Here is a 23,493-nt window from a genome sequence, read left to right as displayed (position 1 = left end):
ATTAAATCATGAAAGTTAATAATATGGTAAAACAAATTCCAATGAAGCATCTGGCATTTTTTTCTTTGCTATGCTCTTCTGCGGCCTCCGCTGCCGAACGTCCCAATATCATCTATATATTCACAGATCAACAGACAGCCAGCGCCATGAGTTGTGCCGGAAATCCGGATCTGCACACTCCCAATCTCGACCGATTGGCAGCGGCTGGCATAATGTTCAATAATGCTTATTGCACTGCTCCGCTTAGTGGTCCTTCACGTGGAGCCATGTTTACAGGGCATTATCCGGATGCAGTAGGACTGTCAGTCAATGGCTCACCGATGCCCGACTCTCTCAGGGCACAGACATTAGGCACCTTAATAAAGAATGCCGGATATGATTGTGCTTATGGCGGTAAATGGCATCTCCCTCTTCTTGATGTCCCCGACAAAGAATACGGCTTCGACAACATATACAAACATAGTGACGACGGACTGGCGGAAGCCTGCGCCGAATACCTCTCACGCAAACATAAAAAGCCGTTTTTTCTAGTAGCTTCTTATGACAATCCGCATAATATCTGCGAATACGCGCGGAGCCAAAACTTCCCTTATGGAAATATCGATACGCCTGATATACGGGACTGCCCGGGAGTACCTGCCAATTTCGCCAAGAATCCTTACGATGCCGATGTCATTGAAAGCGAAAGAGCAAACAATTATAATGTATATCCAACTGCCGGTTTTACTCCCGAAGACTGGCGTATGTACCGTTATACCTATTATCGTCTGGTAGAAAAAGTAGATAAGGAGATCGGAAAAATTATTGATGCCATTGATAAGAATGATCTTTGGAAGAATACAGTAGTGATCTTCTCCAGTGACCACGGAGATGGTATAGGAGCTCACCATTGGAACCAGAAATCCGCTTTATATGAAGAAGTTATCAATATTCCTCTTATCGTAACCCTACCCGGCAAAAAGAATGCAGGCAAAGTATTACCTCAGCTTATCAGTAACGGTATAGATTTCTTCGCTTCCGTATGCGACTGGGCAGGTGCCAAAATGCCGGAGGGGGCAGCCGGAAAGTCTTTCCGGAAAATTGTGGAAGAAGGTAACCCACAAGCCTTGCATCAAGAATACATCATCACCGAAACACGGTTTGACGGTAGCAAGACAAGAGGCTGGGTGGTACGCAGTGAACGTTATAAATATGTGCTTTATGATAAAGGAAGACATCGTGAACAACTGTTTGATATGCAGAATGACAGAGGGGAAATGAGAAATCTGGTTATGGAAAATGCATATAATCAGGAACTACAAAGACTTCGTGATGTCCTTGAAAAGTGGATGAACGCCTATGACATACGTCCAAGCCGCCCAAAACTGCACGATGTTCCCGGGAAAAAGCTAAAAAGTACAACTCGATATCAGACAGCTTATAAATAGATAAGAAATCCTGGCATATAATATGGGGGAAGGTTTTCCTCATATTATTGCCGGACTTATACTGTTGAAGAGAATTAGTTTTCGTATTCCACTATCTTCCTTAACGGAGCTAATAAACGTTCCAATACATTTCTGTCTGCCAATATAATGTCTGCCGTGCCTTTCAATTCACGTAAAGTCGGAAGGGTTTTACCATAATTCGTATGCAAACCTTCCGGCAATACTATTTCCACTACATAAAGTCCATCTTCCGTCGGAGCCGGCGAAATGCTTTCCACCTTCCCTCTCACATAACCAAATTCCTGATCGGGGTAATTATCCATACGGATATGCACTTTCTGTCCCACCTGCACTTTTCCCGAACCTTGTAAAGGGAGTTTGGCTTTACCAACCACTTTCGAATCTTCGGAAGGCTGAACCACAAAAACAGTCTCACCCGACTGTACATTCTGATTGCGGCTCCAAACTGTCATAAAAGTTATCTTACTGCAGATAGGACTACTAAACAGATAATTCTGTGCCCACGAACTCAGCTGTGCCTGAAGCTGCTCAATTGCATTTTTCAATTCAAGCCTGCGGTTCTGTTCCTCATCATAAGCCTGTTTACCCAAGTCCAGCAAGTTTTCCTCCTGTTGTTTTAATTGCATTTCAGCCTGCAACAAACTCATGCCGGAAGTTTCTCTGGTACGTAAACTCTGCAAATAACGGCTGCCCGACTCTTCAAATTCTGCCACAATCATTGCATTCCTCGCATACAAAATGGAATCCCGGTCGTACATACTCTGCGCCAGTTCCATTTCTTTTTCGGTCAGTGTATGTTCACGCTCCACCAAGTTAAGATAAGAACGCTGCCCGGCCAGTTGTATCTTTCCCGCATCCATCTTCTTTGCATAATAATCTTGCTCGATAAAGCGAACGTAATCTGAAAGAGCAATCATAAATGAAGCATATTCAGACTGCAATTCTCCTAATTGCAAACGCTTACCTATAAAATACTCGGCCCCTTTCACCGGTTCATAACCTGCTATTTCCCAGTCTTTCATACGGTCCGTCAGCCATAGTACATCTTCCGTAACCGAAGCATTCTGAATGACTCCCAAATGTTCGCCTGCCTTCACCGTATCGCCATTGTGTACATATAAAGTATCTATTTTACCCATAGAACGCGCCAATATAAAAGCGGGAGGTTCCTCAGTAGTCAGTGTCACTTCCGCCTGCAAGACATCCGGATATTTAAAAATCCAGCACCCTGCCAGCAAAGCCAACAGAATAATGAACAGCACAGTTATCCCCCATCTCACCACCCAAGGGGAAATGTGATTCATCACTTCCTGCACTTCCTCGCTACGCAGCTCTATCTCTTTATATTTCTTTTCCTCTTCCACTGTCTTAAATTACCAATTTCTAATTACCCAACTCCAATTGATTCTTTACCAACCGGTAATATAACCCCTTCCGTTCTACCAATTCCTTGTGGGTTCCCTCTTCGGCTATTTTACCTTTATCCAGTACTATAATATTATCTGCATCCCTCACCGTACTCAGCCGATGAGCCACTACTACAACTGTTTTCCCTTTATAAAATTCATGCAAATGCTCCATTATCTCGCGCTCATTATTCGCATCCAGTGCATTGGTGGCTTCATCAAAAAACAAGTAATCCGGATTCTTATACACCGCACGGGCTATCAAAATACGCTGTCTCTGCCCTTGGCTGATGCCATTTCCTTCCATACCGATTTTAGTATTGTATCCCAACGGTAAGGAATCTATAAAACGGATATTGGCAATGGTCACCGCATGTCTCAAACGTTCAATATCAATTTGCTCCTCACCTACCGCAATATTCTGTGCAATTGTCTCGGAGAATATAAAACCATCCTGCATCACAGATCCGGTTCGGGCACGCCATAAATGTGGATTAATGTTCTCTAACGGAGTATCCTGTATCTTGATCGCTCCTTTATTGGGAGTATAAAAACCAAGCATCAATTTTATCAAAGTAGTTTTACCACTACCGCTCGCCCCTACAATTGCGGTCACTTTATGCTGAGGAATGTGTAAAGAAACATCATCCAATACATAATCCCTGTTTGCACCGTCATAACTGAATGAAACATTCTCTATCCGTATATCCCCTTTTTCCGGCAACACTGTAAGTTTTGACGAAATATCCTGTTCTTCGTCTTTCCGTCCATGTATCTCGTTCAGACGCTCCAAACTAATTTTGGCATCCTGAAATTGCTGTGCAAAACCAATAAAAGAAGATACCGGAGAACTCAACTGACCGATAATATAGGTCAGAGACATCATCATACCCAACGTCATTTGTCCATCTATTACGGCTTTTGCCGCAATAAAGGAAATCACAATATTGGTAGTTTGATTAAAGAATATGGAACCCACTTGCTGAATCTGTCCCAGTGCCAAACCTTTTATACTAATTTTGAACAGTTTCACCTGTATACGTTCCCACTGCCAGCGTTTCTGAGTCTCACAGTTGTTTAGTTTGATTTCCTGCATAGCAGTTACAATTTGTATCAGGTTGCTTTGTTCGCCTGCCGCTTGTGCAAAACGGCGTATATCCAATTCCCGCCGATACTTCATAAAAACGAGTATCCAACACACATACAAAGTGTTACCCAATAAGAAGATACCTAACACTGTGAGATTATAATAAGCAAGAACAAAGCCAAAAATAAAGAAATTGACAAAGGAAAAGAGTGTGGTAATAGATGACCCTGTCAGGAACGTTTTAATACGCTCATGATCACCGATACGTTGCATAATGTCACCTACCATTTTTGAGTCAAAGAAGTGCAATGGCAATTTCATTAACTTAGCCAGAAAATCAGATATTAAAGAGATAGTAATACGTGTGTTAACATGTAATAGTATCCAACTGCGAATAAACTCTACCGAAAGTTGCGATACAGATATTATGATTTGTGCTATCAGTACCAGAATGATAAAATTCAAATTACTATCACGGATACCTACGTCCACCAATGATTGCGTCAGAAAAGGGAGGATCAATTGCAACAAGCTGACTGTTAGCATCCCCAGTATCAACTGTATCAATTGTTTTTTATAAGGAGTGAGATATCTCAGAAAGAAAAATAATCCTCTTTCTCTAATTTCCGGTTCATCCTCACGATGATAAAAGTCCGGTCCGGGTTCCAATACCAATGCTGTACCGACATCTTCTCCCTCTGTTCTTGTCGACAGCCAGCACTTCTTAAATTCCTGTTCATTATAAGTCACTATCTGTTTTCCGGGGTCAGCAATCTGAAACCAATATTCCCCTTTTCTTTTTTTAATGCCATAGCAAACTACAAAATGATTTTGGTTCCAATGTAAGATGCAAGGTAACGGTACATCCGTAATAAATTGCTCAAATGATACATAAACTCCCGCCGTCCGAAAACCGACAGCCTCTCCCGCATCACTAATCCCCAATAATGATACTCCCTCACGGGATATAAATGAACGTGCACGCAATGTCTGTAATGAATAGCTTTTACCATAGTATTTAGCAATCATCCGCAAACAGGTAGGGCCACAATCCATTGCATCCGCCTGATGATAATATGGAAACGAGTGTTTCATTGATTGATATTTAAATCTCCAAAATGTCTCATATCTTCAATTTTATAACTATCCGGTAATTGATAACCATTTATCAAAACAGTAGGAGTTGCTGTCAATCTGTTTTCAAGTTGCCACTCTTTATGTTTATTCAACTCACGATTAACCTCCATAGACTCTAAGTCATAATCAAACGTTAGCATATAAGTCTCTCCCAGATATTTCTTTCCAGCAAACCAATCATTATAAATTGCTTCAGCTCTCTCATAATTCTCTTGTTGATAAACGGCAAGAAGAAATCGGGCACTCTTTTCGAGTTCCTTATTAAAGGAAGAAAAGATATACTGAACACAAACCTTATCTCCCATTTCCCTCAACAATGCACCAATACGCTTATGCATCTGCGCACATGGATTACAATGAGGATTAGTCAAGACCGTAATACGCAACTTTGCTTGCGGGCATCCCCAAACGATTTGAGAAGTAGCCAGATTTACTTTATAATGAGGTTGTAACTCCAATTGAGAAAGAAAAACACTTTCTGACGCTTTCAGATTATTCAATTCATACTTCACATTCTCCAACTGTTCCGAACGGAACCAACGTTCTGATAACAGATGTAAAGCCAAGAAAGGTAGTAAATAAAGTATTGCCACAGACAACATATCTTGCATCTCAAAAGTCGGTAATCTCCATTGCCCGAATACATTCACAACAGCCGTCATCCACAAAAGCAGCAACACAGACAAGCACAACGGACACCATTGTTTAGCAACCTTATACTGATACCAGACACTCCAACCTGTATAAGGCAAAGATAATAAGTTGACAAGCATTAAATAGGGCATCCATTGAGGGTAAAATACCACCAAAGTAAGACTCGAAATAAAATAGCCGAGCCCTATTTCACTCCAACTAAACATCCCTCCTAATTTTGCTGCATCAGATTCTAACACACTGTTACAATCACCTTGTTTAAACAGTGAACAAATCTTATCTGTATACTCACTCTGTACTTTGCCTTGTTTCAATAACAACAGAAAACTCACACCAACACCTGCCAGATTAATAAACAATAAGAAACCACCTGTTACAGAAGAGAATAAATGATGCTCCCAACTCCCCAAGACCAATAAAACAACCAAAATCATAATTATTCCTATTTTCTGAACAGAATTAACAAGTGCAGTCTCCCGGTGCTTCTCATATTCCGGTTCTCTTGAAGATTCTCCCGGTTCAGCAACAAGTGCGATACCCGACCATAGCTTTTTAAATTCATCTACAGGCACAGATATCTCTTTCTCACGCCAAACATAATCGACAGCCTGATCAGACATTTGCCTTACTACCACAAAATCATTACTGACATGCGCCACAAAAGGAGAAGCTAATTCTCTTAAATCCTTATCCTCCACCTGTATTCCGGCATTCTCTATCTTATATACAGATAGCATATCTGACAAACCATACAAGTTATAACGATACGGATGTTCTGCAAAAAGCTTATCGGCATAGCTTCTGGTAAAAGGAATATGTAACTCATGCAAATAGGTTGATAATAGTGTTTTCATGTATTCAATAATTATAGATTTTCATTCATCTTTCAATCGAATCATTATCATGACTAAATTACCTTCCGGATCAATATTCTCTCTTTGCAGAATTTCTTCCGGTAATTCATATGGTTCAATCTTTCCTATCATATAATCTTTTTTATCTTTTTGAGAGTATGAAAATACCCAGTTTAGAGGAATAGTGATTTGAGTATTTAAATCATCCCTAAGTTTCTTTGTTCCCATAGATATTTGCATTTTTTTATCGTAGAAACCAAAAGAAGAGAAAGACTTAAAACCAGCATCAATCCACTTAAAAAATAAGAATCTTTTCGTCTCAGCAAACATCGTAAAAACCATCATATCATTACTTATATCTTCAGTTGATACAGATATACGATGCTTCCCTTGCTCCCATAAAAAGGCAGGCATACCCCCCTGTTCTGTAAAACGAAAAATAGTATCATTGAATAAATTATAATATAGCAAAGAATTATCAGAAGAAGATGTACAGTAAGTACCACAAGCATATCCTCTCTTTAAAACGGGTTGTCCATGTTTCTGTTTTATCTCCAAACTTTGTCCACAAGTATCTGTAATCACCCAATAATAAGGATCGGATAAACCGGACATTGATGTATAGAAGAAATAACACTTATTGGCAAGAACACGCATCGTAGTTGGATAGCCAAAGGTGTCATCCGGCAGATCAAAATGAACACGATTCAAAAAATCCCCATCATAAGAATATTCAATCATCACTTTTTCCGGTATACTATATACACGAATTCGCTTATTACGAATGTCAATAGTCATCAGATTATTTCTATTATATTCCATTGGTCCCTGCCCTATTTCTCCTATCTTCATAAGCAACTCTCCTGTATATGAATACTTCAAGACACCATCTGCTACTGTAACCAGAAAAAAACTATCAGTAAAACAGGGATTCCCATAGCTTGCCAATAGAAATCTATTATCAAGTTGTATCAAAGAAACACTATCCGCAAACTCTGATACAGGTATCTCAGTTAGCAATTCATCTATCGGCTTTATTTTCAGAAGTTCCGTACTCTGCCGATGATTACAGCTAAAGAACAGAAAAACTTCTAACAATATGAAAACTATCTTCATAATATATCATTTATTCATAGCATCAAAGTTGAAATGCATCCAACATTCAACTTGGAATGCAACAAAGTTAGGCAGGATATATCAGTTAAACAAGAAAACATACCGGACAAAAAAGACATCAGATATAACACTACAAATCAAAAGATTACATACAATACAAAGGCAAAAAGAAGGGCATCAACCGGACAATTTCTCCTTCCTTTTTTTACAAATTCCGTATAAAATCATCAAAAGTATCACCGCCAGGCAGCAAAAACTTACCCTTCATCTGTTGCTTCGACTTCGCAACAGCATCAACAGTCACATTAGAAATCAATATTATTATTTCTTCAACCGAATCCTTATCAATACGTTATTACCTTCTTCATCTATACTCTCAGCTTGCTTTCGTATCTTAGGATCATCAGAAGTCAGCCAAGCATCCAATAATTCATAAGGTTGATAATGAGCTTCTAAATATTCACGCCCATCTATTACAAAATAATTATAGGGAAAAAAGAAAGGAAGCCCCCATAAATCATCAGTAATTCCTTCCGAATTAAACAACTTCCCGGATGCTTTATCATAAAAACAATAATTCCATCGCCCCTTCATTATGTCATAGGGACGCCATATACACAAATAATAATTAGTTGTTTCTATGATAGTATATATCATCATAGACTGATAGTATTCTTCCTTTTCTACCTTAGCAGGAGTCAACCGCTTACTCCATTTACCCCATACAGCAAAAGCTTCTTCTCCTTTTTCTGAGATACGGTAAATAGTATCACTATATTGATTCCATACCAACATGGTATCACCAAACAATCCCATATGATGAGACGGAAAACTTGGATAGTTCCCTGGAGCAAAATGTAAACCTTCATCCTGTTTGGAATATAATAAATTCCCTATTGTATCTGTTATTGCATACATATAAGGTGCTGATTCGCTATCAGCGTTTACAAGATAATAAAAATAGAATTTATCTTCCAGATAGTAAAACTTCCATGCCCATTCTTTAGGAAGTTGAAGAGAATGTTTATTAAGAAAGGTTCCTTCATAAGAAAAAGACAATAACGCAGAGGTGTCCATACAGTAAACATAAATAATCCTGTCTGTTTCATTTATCGCCATATTATAAAATCTTCTGTATTCACCCGGTCCTTGCCCTATAGCCCCTATCCTGTTCATAAAATGCCCTTCTTTATCATACCTCAATATTCCTTGTTCCGTTCCAGCCAAGAAAAAGGATGAAGCATGTACTATTTCGGCTCCCTTATAGTCAATAGAATCCGGCTGAATGATCGTCATTTCATCGGCGATATCAGACATTCGCACATTCGCACTAATGAAATCATCATAATTCCAAACCACAGTTTTAGACTTCGTATAGTTATGACAAGAACACAAAGCAAACAGAACAAGAAATACAAATATATCTTTCATAGGAAAAAATACAAATATTTGAGAGAATAGAATATCTATTCTCTCAAATATCAATTTTAATTAGTAACAAACAACAGCCACTTCATCTCTAATAACATCTTGATTCATGTGAACTTTAGAAACCGCAGTTTGGGCGGCACTTGCACTTGTTGCACATACTGAACCCTGAGTTACCGTTCCACTCATCCAAGAAGTAGAACAAGTGTACAGTTTTTCACCTTCACGACAATAACTTGAAGGAACTGCCCCTCCACGCACCTGCTTCATTTCCGAGACATTCAAAATCTTTTTCATAAGCATTCAATTTTAAGTAAAACAATAGAGAAAAGACTCCGTCCTATCCATCATAACAGCCAGCTACTCCATTACGATTAATACTATACGGTATCAGCATCAAAGTTGAAATGCAGCTAACATCCCGACTTGGAATGTAGCAAAGTTAGGCAGGATACTACACTTAAACAAGAAAAGATACCGGACAAAAAACGAATGAACTATAATACTAAAAATCAATACATTACCCCAAGAATTAAAGCAAAAAGAAGACTCTCAACCGGACAATCCTTTCTTCCCTTTTTTACAAATTCCGTATAAAATCATCAAAAGTATCACCGCCAGGCAGCAAAAACTTACCCTTCATCTGTTGCTTCGACTTCGCAACAGCATCAACAGTCACATTAGAAATCAATATTATTATTTCTTCAACCGAATCCTTATCAATACGTTATTACCTTCTTCATCAATACAATCAGCCAACTTTTGTATCCCAGGATCATCAGAAGACAACCAGGCATCCAATAACTCATAAGGTTGATAAAGAGTTTCTAAATATTCACGCCTATCTATTACAAAATAATTAAGGTGTCCAGTTCTATGTTAACATGCCCCATATATTATATGGTTATCAGTGCTTTGAGGAATACACGATTGTTTTTTTGAAGCAAAAACCGGAATATCAAACTGAACGCCCTACCTATTCCGCTAAATAACAAATTGATTTTTATTCATTGATATCTTAATCAAATTAATGCTATTCCTTTGTTTTATGTGATTATTCCCATCTGCCAATCTTGCATTATAGGATATATAGTGAATAAATAAGGAATATAAATTCGTTATTTCTGCATATTCTTACATCTTTTCGGGCTTCTTATGCAGAAAAGGGTTACTACTTACGGGGCATAAGGTTACTACTTATAGGTAATATCATTACTACTTACGGTCAAAAGAGTTACTACTTATGAATAATGCACTTATTTGCGTCGGCAAATTCTCTTATATCTGTGTTTTTGGGGTGGTATTTTACTCTAAAAGAAGTGTAAACATTTCGATACATCATTAATTATCTGCAACTTGCTGAATTTCGTTTCTTTCTTTTCGCCTTCATGGTCAGTTGCCCGGAAATAATGCATTCTCAGGCAATTGGAAATACAAAGTGTCAAAATGATAATGAGATGGTATGCTTTGCTGCTTACGCAGGCAAAGTATAAGAATTATGTGTCGCTGGTGGAGAATGATTCCCCATGCAAGCGGTTTTACATTCAAAAATGTGAGCTGATTTTAGAACACGGAACTGAGCACCCTACAAAATAATTATAGGGGAAAAAGGAAGATCCCATAAATCATTGGTGAGACCTTGTTTTTTCCCTAACTGGAGAAAAACATTTCTCTAACTGGGAAAATATTTTTCTCCAGTTAGGGAAAAGTTCCCATTTCTGAGGATGCATATAAACTATCAGAAAAAACAAAGAGTACAAGAAAAAGAAAAGGTATCCCTATTCTACTATATTTTACAGATATTTTCATTGTTTTCATATCACTTAGTTATAAACAAGAAGTTTCTTCGCACTTATACGAACGAAGAAACCTTGTAAACCGGGCAAAAGAGAAACAAGCTATAACATTAAGAATCAACACATTACTTCAAAAACCAAAGCAAAAAAGAAGAGTCTAAGCCGGACATTTTTTCTTCCCTTTTTTTACAATTTCCGTATAAAGTCATCAAAAGAATCGCCAACAGACAACAACAATTTGCCCTTCATACATTGCTTCGACTTCGCAATAGCATCGGCAGTCACATTAGAAATCAATATTATTATTTCTTCAACCGAATCCTTATCAACACGTTATTACCTTCTTCATCTATATTCTCAGCTTGCTTTCGTATCTTAGGATCATCAGAAGTTAGCCAAGCATCCAACAGTTTATAAGTAGGATAGCCACATTCCAAATATTCACGACCATCCATCACATAATAATTATAAGGAAAAATAGAAGGAAGCCCCCATAAGTCATCGGTGATTCCTTCCGAATTAAACAACTTCCCGGATGCTTTATCATAAAAACAATAATTCCATCTATTCTTCTTTATATCATAGGGACGCCATATACATAAATAATAATTAACAGTTTCAAAGATGGTAGATATTATCATAGATTGATTACATTCTTCCTTTTCTACCTTGGCAGGAGTCAATCGTTTATCCCACTCACCCCATACCGCAAAAGCTTCTTCTCCCTTTTCTGAAACTCGATAGATAGTATCACTATATTGATTCCAGACTAGCATGGTGTCACCAAACAGTCCTATATGATCAGATGGAAAGCTAGGATAATTACCCGGAGCAAAATCTAAACTTTCATCTAATTTAGAATATAATAAATTCCCTATTGTATCTGTTATTGCATACATATAGGGCAGTGATTCGTTGTCAACATCCACATTATAATAAAAATAGAGCCTATCTTTCAAATAATAGAACTTCCATGCCCATTCTTTAGGAAGTTGAAGAGAATGTTTATTCAAAAAAGTCCCTTCATAAGAAAAAGATAACAACGCAGAGATATCCATACGATAAACATAAATAATCCGTTCCGTTTCATTTATTGCCATTTGATAAAATCTACTATATTCACCCGGTCCCTGCCCTATAGCCCCTATCTTGTTCATAAAATGTCCTTCTTTATCATACCTCAAGATTCCTTGTTCCGTTCCAGCCAGGAAAAAAGATGAAGCATGTACAATTCTAGCTCCCTTAAAATCGATAGAGTCAGGTTGAATGATTGTCATTTCATCGGCTATATCAGACATCTTCACATCTTTCTTTATAAAATCATCATAATTCCAAACAATCAGATCAGTACTTGGATAACTATGACATGAATACAAAAAGAGGAATATAACACATATCTTTGCCATACTTTATTGGATATAAACCACATGGAAGAATATATCTTTATTCTCCCATGTGATTAGTTAAAATTACAGACAGCGAATAACCCGTACATCTTCTTTTACAAATTGAGCATGATAGGCTAAATTAAGGCTTGTTTTAGCCATTGCTCTACTTGTCGCACAAACAGAACCGCTAGTGCTAGCTCCTCCTTGCCAAATGGTTACACAAGTGTACAGTTTTTCACCTTCACGACAATAACTTGAAGGAACTGCCCCTCCACGCACCTGCTTCATTTCCGAGACATTCAAAATCTTTTTCATAAGCATTCAATTTTAAGTAAAACAATAGAGAAAAGACTCCGCCCTATCCATCATAACAGGCAGCTACTCCATTATGATCAAAGCCTTACGGTATCAGCATCAAAGTTGAAATGCAGCTAACATCCCGACTTGGAATGTAGCAAAGTTAGGCAGGATACAACACTTAAACAAGAAAAGATACCGGACAAAAAACAAATAGATTATAATACTAAAAGTCAATACATTAGTCCAAGAATTAAAGCGAAAAGAAGAGCATCAACCGGACAAAATATTCTCCTTATTCTCTACAAATTCCGTATAAAATCATCAAAAGTATCACCCCCAGGCAACAAAAACTTGCTCTTCATACGTTGCTTCGACTTCGCAATAGCATCGACAGTCACATTAGTAACAGTAGCAATCATGGCATTAGTAAACCCGGCACGGATAAGATAACAGATTCTCCGTTCCTGCATGCCAAGTTCATAATCATCCAGTTTTGCCGATATATCACCATAAAGAGTATCAATTACTCCAAATATCTCCCCCCATTCCTCATCCGATTTCACCAACCCACATACTGGCTGGCAACGCAACTGACATAACCGACTCAGTGCAAGTGTACGCTCAACAGGCAATAACGAATGAATTTCCTGATATTCCTTCAATTGTTTTGTATAGGATATATTCAGTTTCTGCAAACAAGAGTTCAGTTCATCCTTATCCTTTTGCCGGACAGACAACCTTTCTATCTGTTGGGACAACTCTTTATTCTCCTGTAATAATTGCTCTCGTTCTTCTTCCGATTCCACCCTTCCTTCATCCAATTGTTTCTCATTCTCTTTCAGACGGGCAAGCAAACTTTCGATACGCCTCCGAACATTCCGTTTATATAAATGGAAAGACACAAAGCCAATTACAACCAAAAACATTGCTCCGAAACCGATAGACAGCAACCATACCTTACGGCTCAGCAACTCATTCCTAATCCTCTGGTTTTCATTCTTCAAGACTTCATTATTATATTTCTCCTTTATATCACGATCCAATTCCTGCAGTTCTTCATTCATCCGACACCAATCCATATAAAGCTCCTGATATTCTGAAGCGAACCGGCGACAATCTTCTATCTTAAACTTTTCACTTTGTAATGCACTCAGACTCCGCTTCCTTCCATTCATAAAATCCTCCTTTATCAGAAACATCCCTATCATAGAAGACCGTCGCATCGGAAGTTCGTCTGTTGCCGATCTCCTACGATATTGAAGCATTTGCCGTTTAGCCTCTTCCCAATCTTCCACATTTTGACATATAACAGATAATTCGGTAGAAATATCCATAAATAAGATGGGATCGAAGTCAGCTGCAGCCTCTTGTGCCTGCAAGTAACAATATAAAGCACTATCCGGACGGGAAGATAGAAGATGGGCACGCCCCATATTTCGCAAAGCATTGGCATAAGACCCTGTCAAAAACTTCTGTTTGAACAACCCGGCTGCTTGCGAGAAATAATGCAATGCATCCTCAGAGTGCCCCCTATTTAGATCTTGACGACCATAATAGCAATAGATAAGCCCCTTCAACGATGGGCTTTGTACTGTGTCGGCAGCTCTTAAAGTCGTAGTGCGACGAACAGAAACTTCCCTTTCAGGGAGCTGACAAGATGCTGCAAGTACAGTCATCCCGAAAAGAAATAACAAACAAAACAGCCGTTCCCGTAGCAATAGCAGTTTCAATATAATATGCATAGGTTATTATTCATGTATGATGCTACAAATATACTGATTTTCATAAACATCATCCATTTCAAACTTACATTTCTGCCAGTATGCCTTAGTATTTCTGTAGATGAATTTCCTCTAAGCTTTATGCAGTTTTGATTTGAGTATTTTCTTTCTCGGTAGACAGAACACCGGTAAAAAGAAGAAAATACCGATAATAGACATGATTAACCCACCAATAGTACCCGACGCCAATGGGAACCAGAAAGCCTCTTTCTCCGTCCCCACCATGAAAGGGATGAAACCCAGAATCGTGGAAACTACCGTGAGGAAAATAGGCACTATTTTAGCATTCCATGCCTTTGTATAAGCACGAAGCATGGAAAGGCGCGGAAAGCGGCGGCGAATACTGTTATACTCATTCAAAATATAAATACTGGCATTCACGGTAATACCACAAAGCAATACAAAGGATGCAAAACCTCCCTGGTCGAAATTCAGGCGAAACCAGTAGAATGTGAGGAATACACCGATATAAGATACCGGAATGACGAAAATGATAGCCAAAGGTTGTTTTAACGAATTGAACAGCACACTCGTCGTAAAGAAAATAATAGCAATCACAACCAACAGCAACAGATATTGCTTATTATCTTTCTTGTTCCATGCCCACGACTGGCTATCCGACTCGGCTGTATATCCCATTGGAAGCAGCTTATTAAACTCTTCCAAGTCCCGCTTCTGTATCTTATTACCTTGTTCGTACGAACCGATATATTCATATTGCAGACAAAGACGGTATTGCTGGTTCTCTTTGGCTATCTGCTGCGGCATCTGCCCCTTTTCCACCGTAGCCAATTCGGAAAGCTTATAATGCTTTCCATCATCCGCACCATACGGGAAGAACTGCATAGCCCACACATCATAATCACGTGACTGACGTGAAGAAAGTTTCACACTCTCCGTGCCACTTTCCGTCATGACCGAACCCACCTGCATGTTCTTACCGAATATCGGCTGAATAGCTGCAAACAGGTGTTGTGCATCAATACCTTCCTGAGCCATGCGTTCCTTATTCAGGTTGAAATAGAATTCCTGATAATCATCTTTCCACCAAGAGAATTCCGACTTAATAAATACCTCTTTTATGCGGCGGTGCGAAAGCAATACTTCTTTCAGTTTCTCGGCCCATGCATAAAGTTCATCGTAATTATAACCGTACATCTTGATACGATAAGAACCTGCGCTTTCACGAACGTCATTGCTGAATCCCTGATCTTGCAGGCCATATACATCCCAGCTACCGCCACCCAATTCGGAAACTTTACCTATCAGATTTGCTTTCAGTGTATACGGGAAACCGCTATGCTGGTATTCTTTCTTAAAGTAAATCTGAATATTCCCTCTACGTGCATTATACACAGAAGTATGGAACTGCTTGATCTCCTTGAAACCACTAAGATAAGTCTCTACGCGCTTCACCAATGTATTCATCTGCTCCAGCGTACTTCCATTTGGCAGATTGGCATTGGCATAAAGCACAACTTCCTCATTACGACTAAAATAGCTTCCTTCGTATACCTTCTGGACGAACAGCCGTAAGCTTCCGCCTAAAGCCTTATCCACTATAGGTTTCACTTTTTCCTTATAGGTAGAAGATCCCAATGTCTTATTATACCTTTCTTCCCATTTACCTTCTCCTTCCAACTTCTCAGGAAGAAGGAAGACCGGCAATCCGAACCCCAGCAACAGCACAATGCACACCGCCACCCGCCAACGGAGAAGAAAACGAATAAGCGCCTGATAGAAATGGGTAAAATAAACAGTCAACCTGCGAATACGTATATGCCGGTGCATCCATTGCTTCGCATTCTGCAACCACTGATAAGGACGAAATAACATTCGCCTGTTTTTGTGCCGCAAGGTCTTCTTTGAAGATTTCTTCACCAAGCTAATCTTTTCAATCATAGCCGGTACAAAGAAAAGAGCAACAAAGAGAGAAACTGCCAAATTAATAATCACCACAGCAGCAAAATCCTGCAAATTCAGCCGGATCTTCTCGTCCAGAAAGAAAATGATGACTAAAGCCCCCATCGTGGTCAAAGTAGCCGCCAGCACAGACATGAATGCTTTCAGATTACGCCGGTGCAAGATATGGTCGGTCATAACGATAGTACTGTCTATCACAAGATTCAAGGACACAGTAATCCCTGCCAATGAATACAATTGCATCTCCAGACCAAACATATAGTAGAAAATAACTGCAACGGCAATGTTTATTGCCAAACTGGTGACTATGAGAAGCAGATATTTCAGGTTCAATGTGATAATCCAGACAAACACCAGCAAAATAAGTACTGTCAATCCGGTACGGAAATAAATTTTATTAAGTTCTTCACGAATATATTCCGTAGCATCATAACTGGTATGCACCTCATAGCCGGGAGGCAATGTCAGGCGTATATCTTCCATTTCCGCCATTACTTCATTGCTTAGTTGCAACTGATTGGCAGTTTCCACCGCTGTGATCGACATATAAATGGAATTCAAACCATTGATACGATAATAACTTTGAGGATCTTCTTCCACATGAGCTACCTTCACGAGTTCATCCAAGTGGATGATTTTTCCGTCGGAAGCCGTCACAGTGATATCCGAAGGATCGAACCGCCCACTGACTCCATCCGGCACCAACACCAAGCGTATCCATTGTTTGCCTTCGGGCGTATCCATGTTGTGCGTACCCAAAAACTCCTTATTATAGTGTAACTGGATGGCCTGACGGATATCTGAGATACTGACACCCAAGGTCCGTAGTTGTTCACTGTCATACTCCAACCGCCACTCCATCGGAGTAGCGCCACTTAAATCAATCTTATAAATGCCTTGAAGTTGAGCCAATCGGGGCTTGATATGCTCTTCTGCATATTGTTGTATCAGTATAGGTGTGGACGGTGCATTCAATGTAAACGAAAGAAACGGGCGGGATGCATTCTCATCGGGTACTTTCATATCGATATACGGATAGCTCACTCCGGAAGGTAATTGCGACCACGTCTGTCGAATGATTGTGGAAGCTTCAAAACGTACTGCATCCACATCCGCATGTTTATCCAAATCTACCGTTATCGAGCCATAACCGTTACCGGAAGTAGAATACATGGCCTTTACCCCTTTGATACGGGCCAACATGGATTCCAGTTTGCTCGTCGCCTCCATTTCCACCACCCGCGACGAAGTGCCCGGCATACTGAAGCGCACCGTGAAGCCCGGCAATGTACGCGACGGGTTCAGCTTGACCGGAAGCATCGGAACCAGAGCCAAACCTACCAGTGCCAGACAGACAAAGGTGACGATGAGGGTGAAAGGGGAGAGACGAGACATTCTTTTTTAATTATTAATTACTAATTATTAATTACTTAATGGGAATAGTCGAATTTATCGGAAAGGGAGAAGCCACTGGCAAAATCATGCAAGGTCAGTTTGCGGATTTTGTAGTAGTTCAGCCAATAGTTCTTCAGAGCCGATATATAGTTGCGCTGGGCCTCTTGCTGACGGTTCAATGACAGGGTAAGGCTGCTGATGTCGGCTTTGCCGATGATGAAACGCTGGCGGGTTTCATTATATGCCAGGATAGAGAGATCGAGGGCTTCCTCGGCACTTGCCACCAGATCTTGCTGGACATTGAAATCGCTCACGGTCATAATGACTTCTTCTTCAATACTGATCTCGCTCTGGCGGGAAGAGGTCTTTATCACATTCAGGTTATTGCGAGCCATATTGTATTTGCCTTTACGCACTCCCCAGTCCACTAAAGGGATAGAAACGCTGACAGAAACCATCTCCTGTTGCATGGGTCGATTGTAGGCTTCGCCAAACTTCTCTGCCACCTGATTGAAACCGACACTGGCATTGATACTGGCATTGAAGCGGGACTCTTTTCTAGTCTTGTCCACATTCTGTTCAGCCTCCAATACATCCTGACGCAAACCCAGGAAATTGGGATTGTTTGTACGCGCAGCATCCAAAGCAGCATCTACCGGAATAGTCAGTTCTCCGGGACGGCTGGGAAGGACAAGCCGTATTTCTGTATTCTTTTCCAAATTAAGGAAAGAAGCCAATGAGAACATGGCACGCTTCAATGAACTCTCTGCATTTTGCAAAGTATTGCGGGCGTTCACAACGTCCAGCTTCAGTGTCAGAAGGTCTGCACGACTGATAGAGGCTATCTTCAGGCGTTGCATACCGATGCGATAAAGCGTATCGGAAGAAGCAACATTTTCTTTTGCCAGATCATATTCAGCTTGCGCCATAGCCAGTTCAAAGAAGTAGGTAGTGGCTTGTTCGGACACCTGTTCGGCATTATAGATATACTCTTTCTTTACCTTTTCATATTTCAGTGGTTCTATTTTCCGTTCCCAACGGAAAGGATTATAGCCTACCAGACTTTGTGAATAACCTACACGTATCGGGACACTGGTATACTGGGTGTAACTATTAGAACCAAAGCTGCGCATATACCCCAACTCCGTATCCAGATAGAACGTACCGCCGGTCAAGTCAAAATTTTGTTTGATGGCTAGATTACCGTATGCATAGAAAGATTGTTGACTACGGTAAATATCCAAGTCTTGCTCAGAGTCATAACGTTTTGTAATATCACGGTTGTATTGTGCAGGGGTCATATTCAGAGTCAAGCTCGGCAAACGGTTTGCCTTATAAGTGCGGTACGCCCAATAGCCGGACAGATACATATTTTTGGTACGGAAAGCTTCCAGCGAACTGTCGTTTGCCATGGTAATGGTTCGTTGCAAATCCAGCGTTATCTGCTGCTGCGCAATGGCAGGAAGTATCAGAGAAAGTCCGAATAGAATTATCAAACTAAGTTTCTTCATTGTATCAAGCTTTTTTGTTCCGGTAAATAAACCAATATATCAAAGGAATAATGAACAGACTGACCAGTGTACCGATAAACATCGCCCCAATCATAGCAATAGAAAGCGGTTTCTGCAATTCCGATCCCATATCGAAAGAGAATAACAACGGCACCATAGCAAAGATGGTAGTCAGCGAAGTCATAATGATGGGACGCAACCTGCGCCTTCCCGCCTCATGGATAGCTTCCAGAAGTGGTATCCCCGTCTTACGCAATTCATTGATCGCATCAAGTTTCAAGATAGAGTCATTGATAATGATACCGCACGTTACGATTAAGCCGATAGCAGACATCAGATTCAGCGTATGTCCGCATATCCACAGCAGTACCAGGGCAAATGCTACGTCTATCGGTATTTCAAGCAGTACGACAAGCGGTTGCACAAAACTCTCGAACTGTGCCGCCAGAATAAAATACATTAACAGAATGGAAATAAACAGAATGACTACCAGTTCATCCAACATCTTGCGATTGGAGAAGAAACTTCCTGAGAAAGCTGTATCCCAATCTCCGGTAGCATCCGCAACTTCTTTCACTTGCCGCATCAGTGGTTCTGCTTTTTGCACCTCGTAGAAGCGGAAAGGAACATACTCTCCGTTACGTCCTGCAGTTATGGCTTTCAAGTCTTCCGCCGTCACCACCGATACCAGTTCACGCAAAGGCAGATATTCAACACCGTCCTTGTCCGCCCGTGTCCGCACCAGTGTCTCTTGCAAAATAGTGTTCACAGTCTGCTCCTCTCCTACAATACTGATCGGCAGATATTGCTGATAAGAGTGAAGAGTCGCCACACTGTTCTCTTTGAAAGCAGTCTTCAGCACACGATACAGCTCATCATACGAAACATTATACAGTAATAGTTTTTCCTTATTAATGCGGATATTCAACTGATTTTCAAAAGCAATACCTGTAGGAGCATATCCCGTGCGAGTTATAAATTCATTCTCCAGACCACGCAATTCATCAGCAGTCGGCACTTTTTCCTTATTGCGGGAATAGAGTTCAGCCACAATATCTGCTTCTCCCGTCACAAACAGTTTCTCAAACACTGTTTCAGGAGGCGAAAAAGAGACAACAGCCAATGGATACTCTGACTTGAGCAAGTGATAGACTTTTTCTTGTAAAAAAGCTATTTCCGAGGGGTCTTTTGTCTTAAAGTAAAGCTCGGCTTCCGAAGAGGAAAGAGCCTGTTCCCGATTTAAAAGATAATCTTGTTGTCCGATAGCGGCGGTTTGCTCCACTGTCCCTTCTCTCAATGTCTCAAATAAAACATTTACCCTGTGGCGGTTTTCGTCCACATGGATATTCTCATTCCATTCCACACGGGCAATCAGCTCATTCTGATCTATTTCCGGCATACGTTCCTTACCTATGAAATAGAACATAAATACGCACAAGGGAATAGAAATGATACAGAATAGCACACTTGCCGTTTTATGGGCAAATATAAAATCGACTCCTGCATCGTAAAAACGGTCGAGCGTATGATCCTTTATAGGATTATTGATACGGATACGCGAGAACCATGACTTACGCAGCCCTGTGCGGTATACCAGCATATAGAGCACCGGCAACAGCATGATACCTGTAAAATAAGATACCATCAGCCCCACTGTTACAGAAAAAGCCTGATCATAGAAGATAGCACCGGCAATACCACTCATGAAAATCAACGGCACGAATACCGCTATCGTAGTCAATGAGGAGCTGAGCATAGGCGTAATCACCTCACTGGTACCCGCAATACATGCACGCCTCAGCGAATACCCCCGCTCCCGGTATTGCGAGATATTCTCAGTTACAATAATGGAACTGTCAATCATCATACCCAATGCCAGAATCAGTCCGGAAAGGGATATGATATTCAGGGACATCTTGAACAGATAAAAGAAGAGGAAACAGATAACAATGGAAACCACCATACTCAATCCGATGATGAACGGTGATTTAACATCCCCCAGAAAAAGGACAGCTACAATGCAGATAAAGAGGAAGCCCAGCGAAAGGTTCTGTTGCAAATTGGAGATGGTATAATCCAGCAATTCCGTCTGGTTGCGACTGACACTGAACTCGATATCCGGATATACACTCTGAAAATAGTCCATAGTGCCGCCGATAGCCTCCTTCATGTCATCCATATTCTCGTCCGCCTGCTTGATGATGGCCAGTGTCACTGCCCGCTTACCATTGCTCATGGAGATCCCTTTCTCCTTGACGGAAACAACGCCGATCTCACAAAATTCCTCCAGGCGGATAATACGGCCTTCTTTATTAATAAGGATATTTTTCACATCATCTTCCGTGCGCAGCAAAGTAGAGAATTTGATATTGTATTCGTAATATCCGTCGCGCACGATCATGCTGCCCGGTTCCACATTATTCTGCGCAAGCGCTGTTTCCACATCCTGAATGGAGAGTCCCAGAACTGCAAGTTTATTTTTATCCGGTACAATCTGTAGTTGCCGTTCCACCAAGCCGGTGACATCCACCATTGCCACTTCTGTCAGTTGCTCAATACGGCGTTTAATAACATTTTCGGCAAACTCACATAAATCAAGAAATGCCCGTTCGTCGGTTTGCCCGTAAGCACTGTCATTCTTTAAAGTGAGGTTAAGGTAAAATACCGGAATATCAGTAGCGCTTGCCTTCACTACTTTAGGGCGTTCAGTATCCTTAGGCAGGTAGTTCATGGCAGCATCGATCTTCTCGTTCACCTCTATAAAAGCCAGGTCGGTATTCGTGCCAAAATCAAAACTCAGGCGGATAAGCCCTGCCCCATCCCGCGCTTCGCTGTCCATGTCTTTCAGGCGTGCCACTTGAATCAACTGTTGCCGCAACGGTTTTACCACAGTATTCTCCAACTCACGGGCTGAAGTATTCTGTGCCGAGATTTGTACTGTAATCTCCGGAATGGCAATGTCCGGCAACAAAGATACCGGCAACGTGAAATACGTCACCAGACCGACAATAAAACACGCGGTAAACGCCATTAATACGGCAATGGGCCGATGTACCAGAAACTTAACCATCCCCCTTTAATTATTAATTTTTAATTATCACCGGTGCCTCATGAGCCAGGTTTACATTACCCGTCACAATCACCACGTCTCCTTCATGCACTTCATCCTCCACAATGGTATAATTCTCTGAATTCTCCAATACTGTCTGTACGTAATTCCATTTGGCTTTATTATCTTTCAACGTGAAGACCACTTGCTTACCGGAACGCAGCACCACGGAACTCTTAGGAATGACCAACTGTTCGCCAAGCGAACGGTGCACATTCACCCGAATATTCATGCCATTAAACAGTTTGCCCTGTCCGCTGACAACGGCTTTCACCTTTACCATACCCTTGTCGTCCACCAGGGGATTGATTTCTGAAATACGCCCCTCATATTTTGCAGCAGGATCGGCATAAGGAGTCACAACGACTTTATCTCCACTCTTAATAAGGGGAAGTTCACTCTCCAATACAGTAAAATCCGCCTCCATGCCCTGTGTGCCGATAATGGAACAGAAAGTATCGGAAGTGTTTGCTGCATTGTATGGCTTAGAAAAGAGATTGGCCACCACTCCATCGAAAGGAGCAACCAACGTAGCATGCTCTTCTTCATATTTAGCCAGTTCATATTGGGAAAGGGTTTGATCATAACCGCTCTTCACTCTTGCCAACTGCATAATATCGTCGGGCACCTTGGCTGTATCATCTGCCGCATAACCCTGACCGATCAATACATCCTGCAATTCTAATTTCGCTTTCTCCAAAGCATCCTTGGTTTGGGCGGTCTTATTCTTCAAACGGAATTTATCCAGTTCCGCCAGTTTTTGTCCTTTATGTACCCGGTCACCGTTTTTCACATAAATCTGTGCCACGATCCCCGAACTTTCAAAACGCAAATCTGCCATTCCTCCAGCTACTACCTTACCGTTGCTTACCAGTTCATGGTTGAAGGTTTGCCGTTTTAAGGTCATCACGGTCACTTCATTTTTCTCATCCGGTAGCACGGTTGCCACTCCTTCGTCAGCAGCTTCTTCTTTTTTTGCACCGGAGCATGCTGCCAGTACAAATAGTGCCAGGCAGAGCAAAAGCCGATAGTTCTGTGTCTTTATCATTCGATATTAGTTTTTCCGTTTACACTTAATGTATGCAAAATTAGTCGTTTTTCGATTATAAGTCATTATAGATATGTGGACAAAAACAGATTGCTTTTAAAGCATTATTTCT

The 23,493-nt window shown here is 40.7% G+C and carries 14 protein-coding genes; 1 reads left to right on the top strand and 13 read right to left on the bottom strand.

Going from position 1 to position 23,493, the window contains the following annotated elements; genetic code table 11:
* Nucleotides 1–8 precede the first annotated feature (8 nt).
* Nucleotides 9–1,427 (top strand): sulfatase family protein, encoded by a 1,419-nt coding sequence (locus BACINT_RS00815; RefSeq protein WP_007659808.1) that lies wholly within the window; start codon nucleotides 9–11, stop codon nucleotides 1,425–1,427.
* A gap of 74 nt (nucleotides 1,428–1,501) precedes the next feature.
* Here the strand turns inward: BACINT_RS00815 and BACINT_RS00810 are convergent, their stop codons facing one another.
* From BACINT_RS00810 to BACINT_RS00750, 13 genes are all read right to left on the bottom strand, one after another.
* Nucleotides 1,502–2,812 carry an HlyD family secretion protein gene (locus BACINT_RS00810; protein ID WP_007659804.1) on the bottom strand — a complete coding sequence of 437 codons (1,311 nt, stop codon included), beginning with the start codon at nucleotides 2,810–2,812 and terminating at the stop codon, nucleotides 1,502–1,504.
* A 19-nt stretch (nucleotides 2,813–2,831) separates the two neighbouring features.
* Nucleotides 2,832–5,036, bottom strand: coding sequence for a peptidase domain-containing ABC transporter (locus BACINT_RS00805; protein ID WP_007659803.1), 2,205 nt, complete (start codon nucleotides 5,034–5,036; stop codon nucleotides 2,832–2,834).
* Nucleotides 5,033–6,586, bottom strand: a complete 1,554-nt coding sequence (locus BACINT_RS00800; RefSeq protein ID WP_007659802.1) for a vitamin K epoxide reductase family protein — start codon at nucleotides 6,584–6,586, stop codon at nucleotides 5,033–5,035. Before BACINT_RS00800 ends, BACINT_RS00805 begins: the two co-directional genes overlap by 4 nt.
* 21 nt (nucleotides 6,587–6,607) lie before the next feature.
* The gene (locus BACINT_RS00795) at nucleotides 6,608–7,702 is read right to left on the bottom strand and encodes a 6-bladed beta-propeller (protein WP_007659801.1); all 1,095 of its coding nucleotides are present in this window, start codon (nucleotides 7,700–7,702) and stop codon (nucleotides 6,608–6,610) included.
* Between the two features lie 321 nt (nucleotides 7,703–8,023).
* The gene (locus BACINT_RS00790; protein ID WP_007659800.1) at nucleotides 8,024–9,133 is read right to left on the bottom strand and encodes a 6-bladed beta-propeller; all 1,110 of its coding nucleotides are present in this window, start codon (nucleotides 9,131–9,133) and stop codon (nucleotides 8,024–8,026) included.
* A 60-nt stretch (nucleotides 9,134–9,193) separates the two neighbouring features.
* Nucleotides 9,194–9,427, bottom strand: coding sequence for a hypothetical protein (locus BACINT_RS00785; RefSeq protein WP_021968329.1), 234 nt, complete (start codon nucleotides 9,425–9,427; stop codon nucleotides 9,194–9,196).
* A gap of 1,801 nt (nucleotides 9,428–11,228) precedes the next feature.
* Entirely contained in the window at nucleotides 11,229–12,332 is a 1,104-nt protein-coding gene (locus tag BACINT_RS00780; protein WP_007659798.1) for a 6-bladed beta-propeller, read from the bottom strand.
* A gap of 63 nt (nucleotides 12,333–12,395) precedes the next feature.
* Nucleotides 12,396–12,629: a hypothetical protein gene (locus BACINT_RS00775; RefSeq protein ID WP_232288732.1), complete on the bottom strand. Its 234-nt coding sequence runs from the start codon at nucleotides 12,627–12,629 to the stop codon at nucleotides 12,396–12,398.
* Between the two features lie 284 nt (nucleotides 12,630–12,913).
* Entirely contained in the window at nucleotides 12,914–14,290 is a 1,377-nt protein-coding gene (locus BACINT_RS00770) for a tetratricopeptide repeat protein (protein ID WP_232288731.1), read from the bottom strand.
* Nucleotides 14,291–14,467: 177 nt separating this feature from the next.
* A complete protein-coding gene (locus BACINT_RS00765) occupies nucleotides 14,468–17,713 on the bottom strand; it encodes an efflux RND transporter permease subunit (RefSeq protein ID WP_044154537.1) in 3,246 nt (1,081 codons plus the stop codon).
* Between the two features lie 35 nt (nucleotides 17,714–17,748).
* A complete protein-coding gene (locus BACINT_RS00760) occupies nucleotides 17,749–19,224 on the bottom strand; it encodes a TolC family protein (protein ID WP_007659792.1) in 1,476 nt (491 codons plus the stop codon).
* A 4-nt stretch (nucleotides 19,225–19,228) separates the two neighbouring features.
* The gene (locus BACINT_RS00755; RefSeq protein ID WP_007659791.1) at nucleotides 19,229–22,294 is read right to left on the bottom strand and encodes an efflux RND transporter permease subunit; all 3,066 of its coding nucleotides are present in this window, start codon (nucleotides 22,292–22,294) and stop codon (nucleotides 19,229–19,231) included.
* 13 nt (nucleotides 22,295–22,307) lie between these two features.
* Nucleotides 22,308–23,381, bottom strand: a complete 1,074-nt coding sequence (locus BACINT_RS00750) for an efflux RND transporter periplasmic adaptor subunit (protein WP_007659790.1) — start codon at nucleotides 23,379–23,381, stop codon at nucleotides 22,308–22,310.
* Between the last annotated feature and the right edge of the window lie 112 nt (nucleotides 23,382–23,493).

The sequence above is a fragment of the Bacteroides intestinalis DSM 17393 genome, from assembly GCF_000172175.1.
GTDB lineage: Bacteria > Bacteroidota > Bacteroidia > Bacteroidales > Bacteroidaceae > Bacteroides > Bacteroides intestinalis.
Note: the sequence above shows the minus strand (reverse complement) of the source record. Positions and strands in the feature narration are given on the sequence as shown.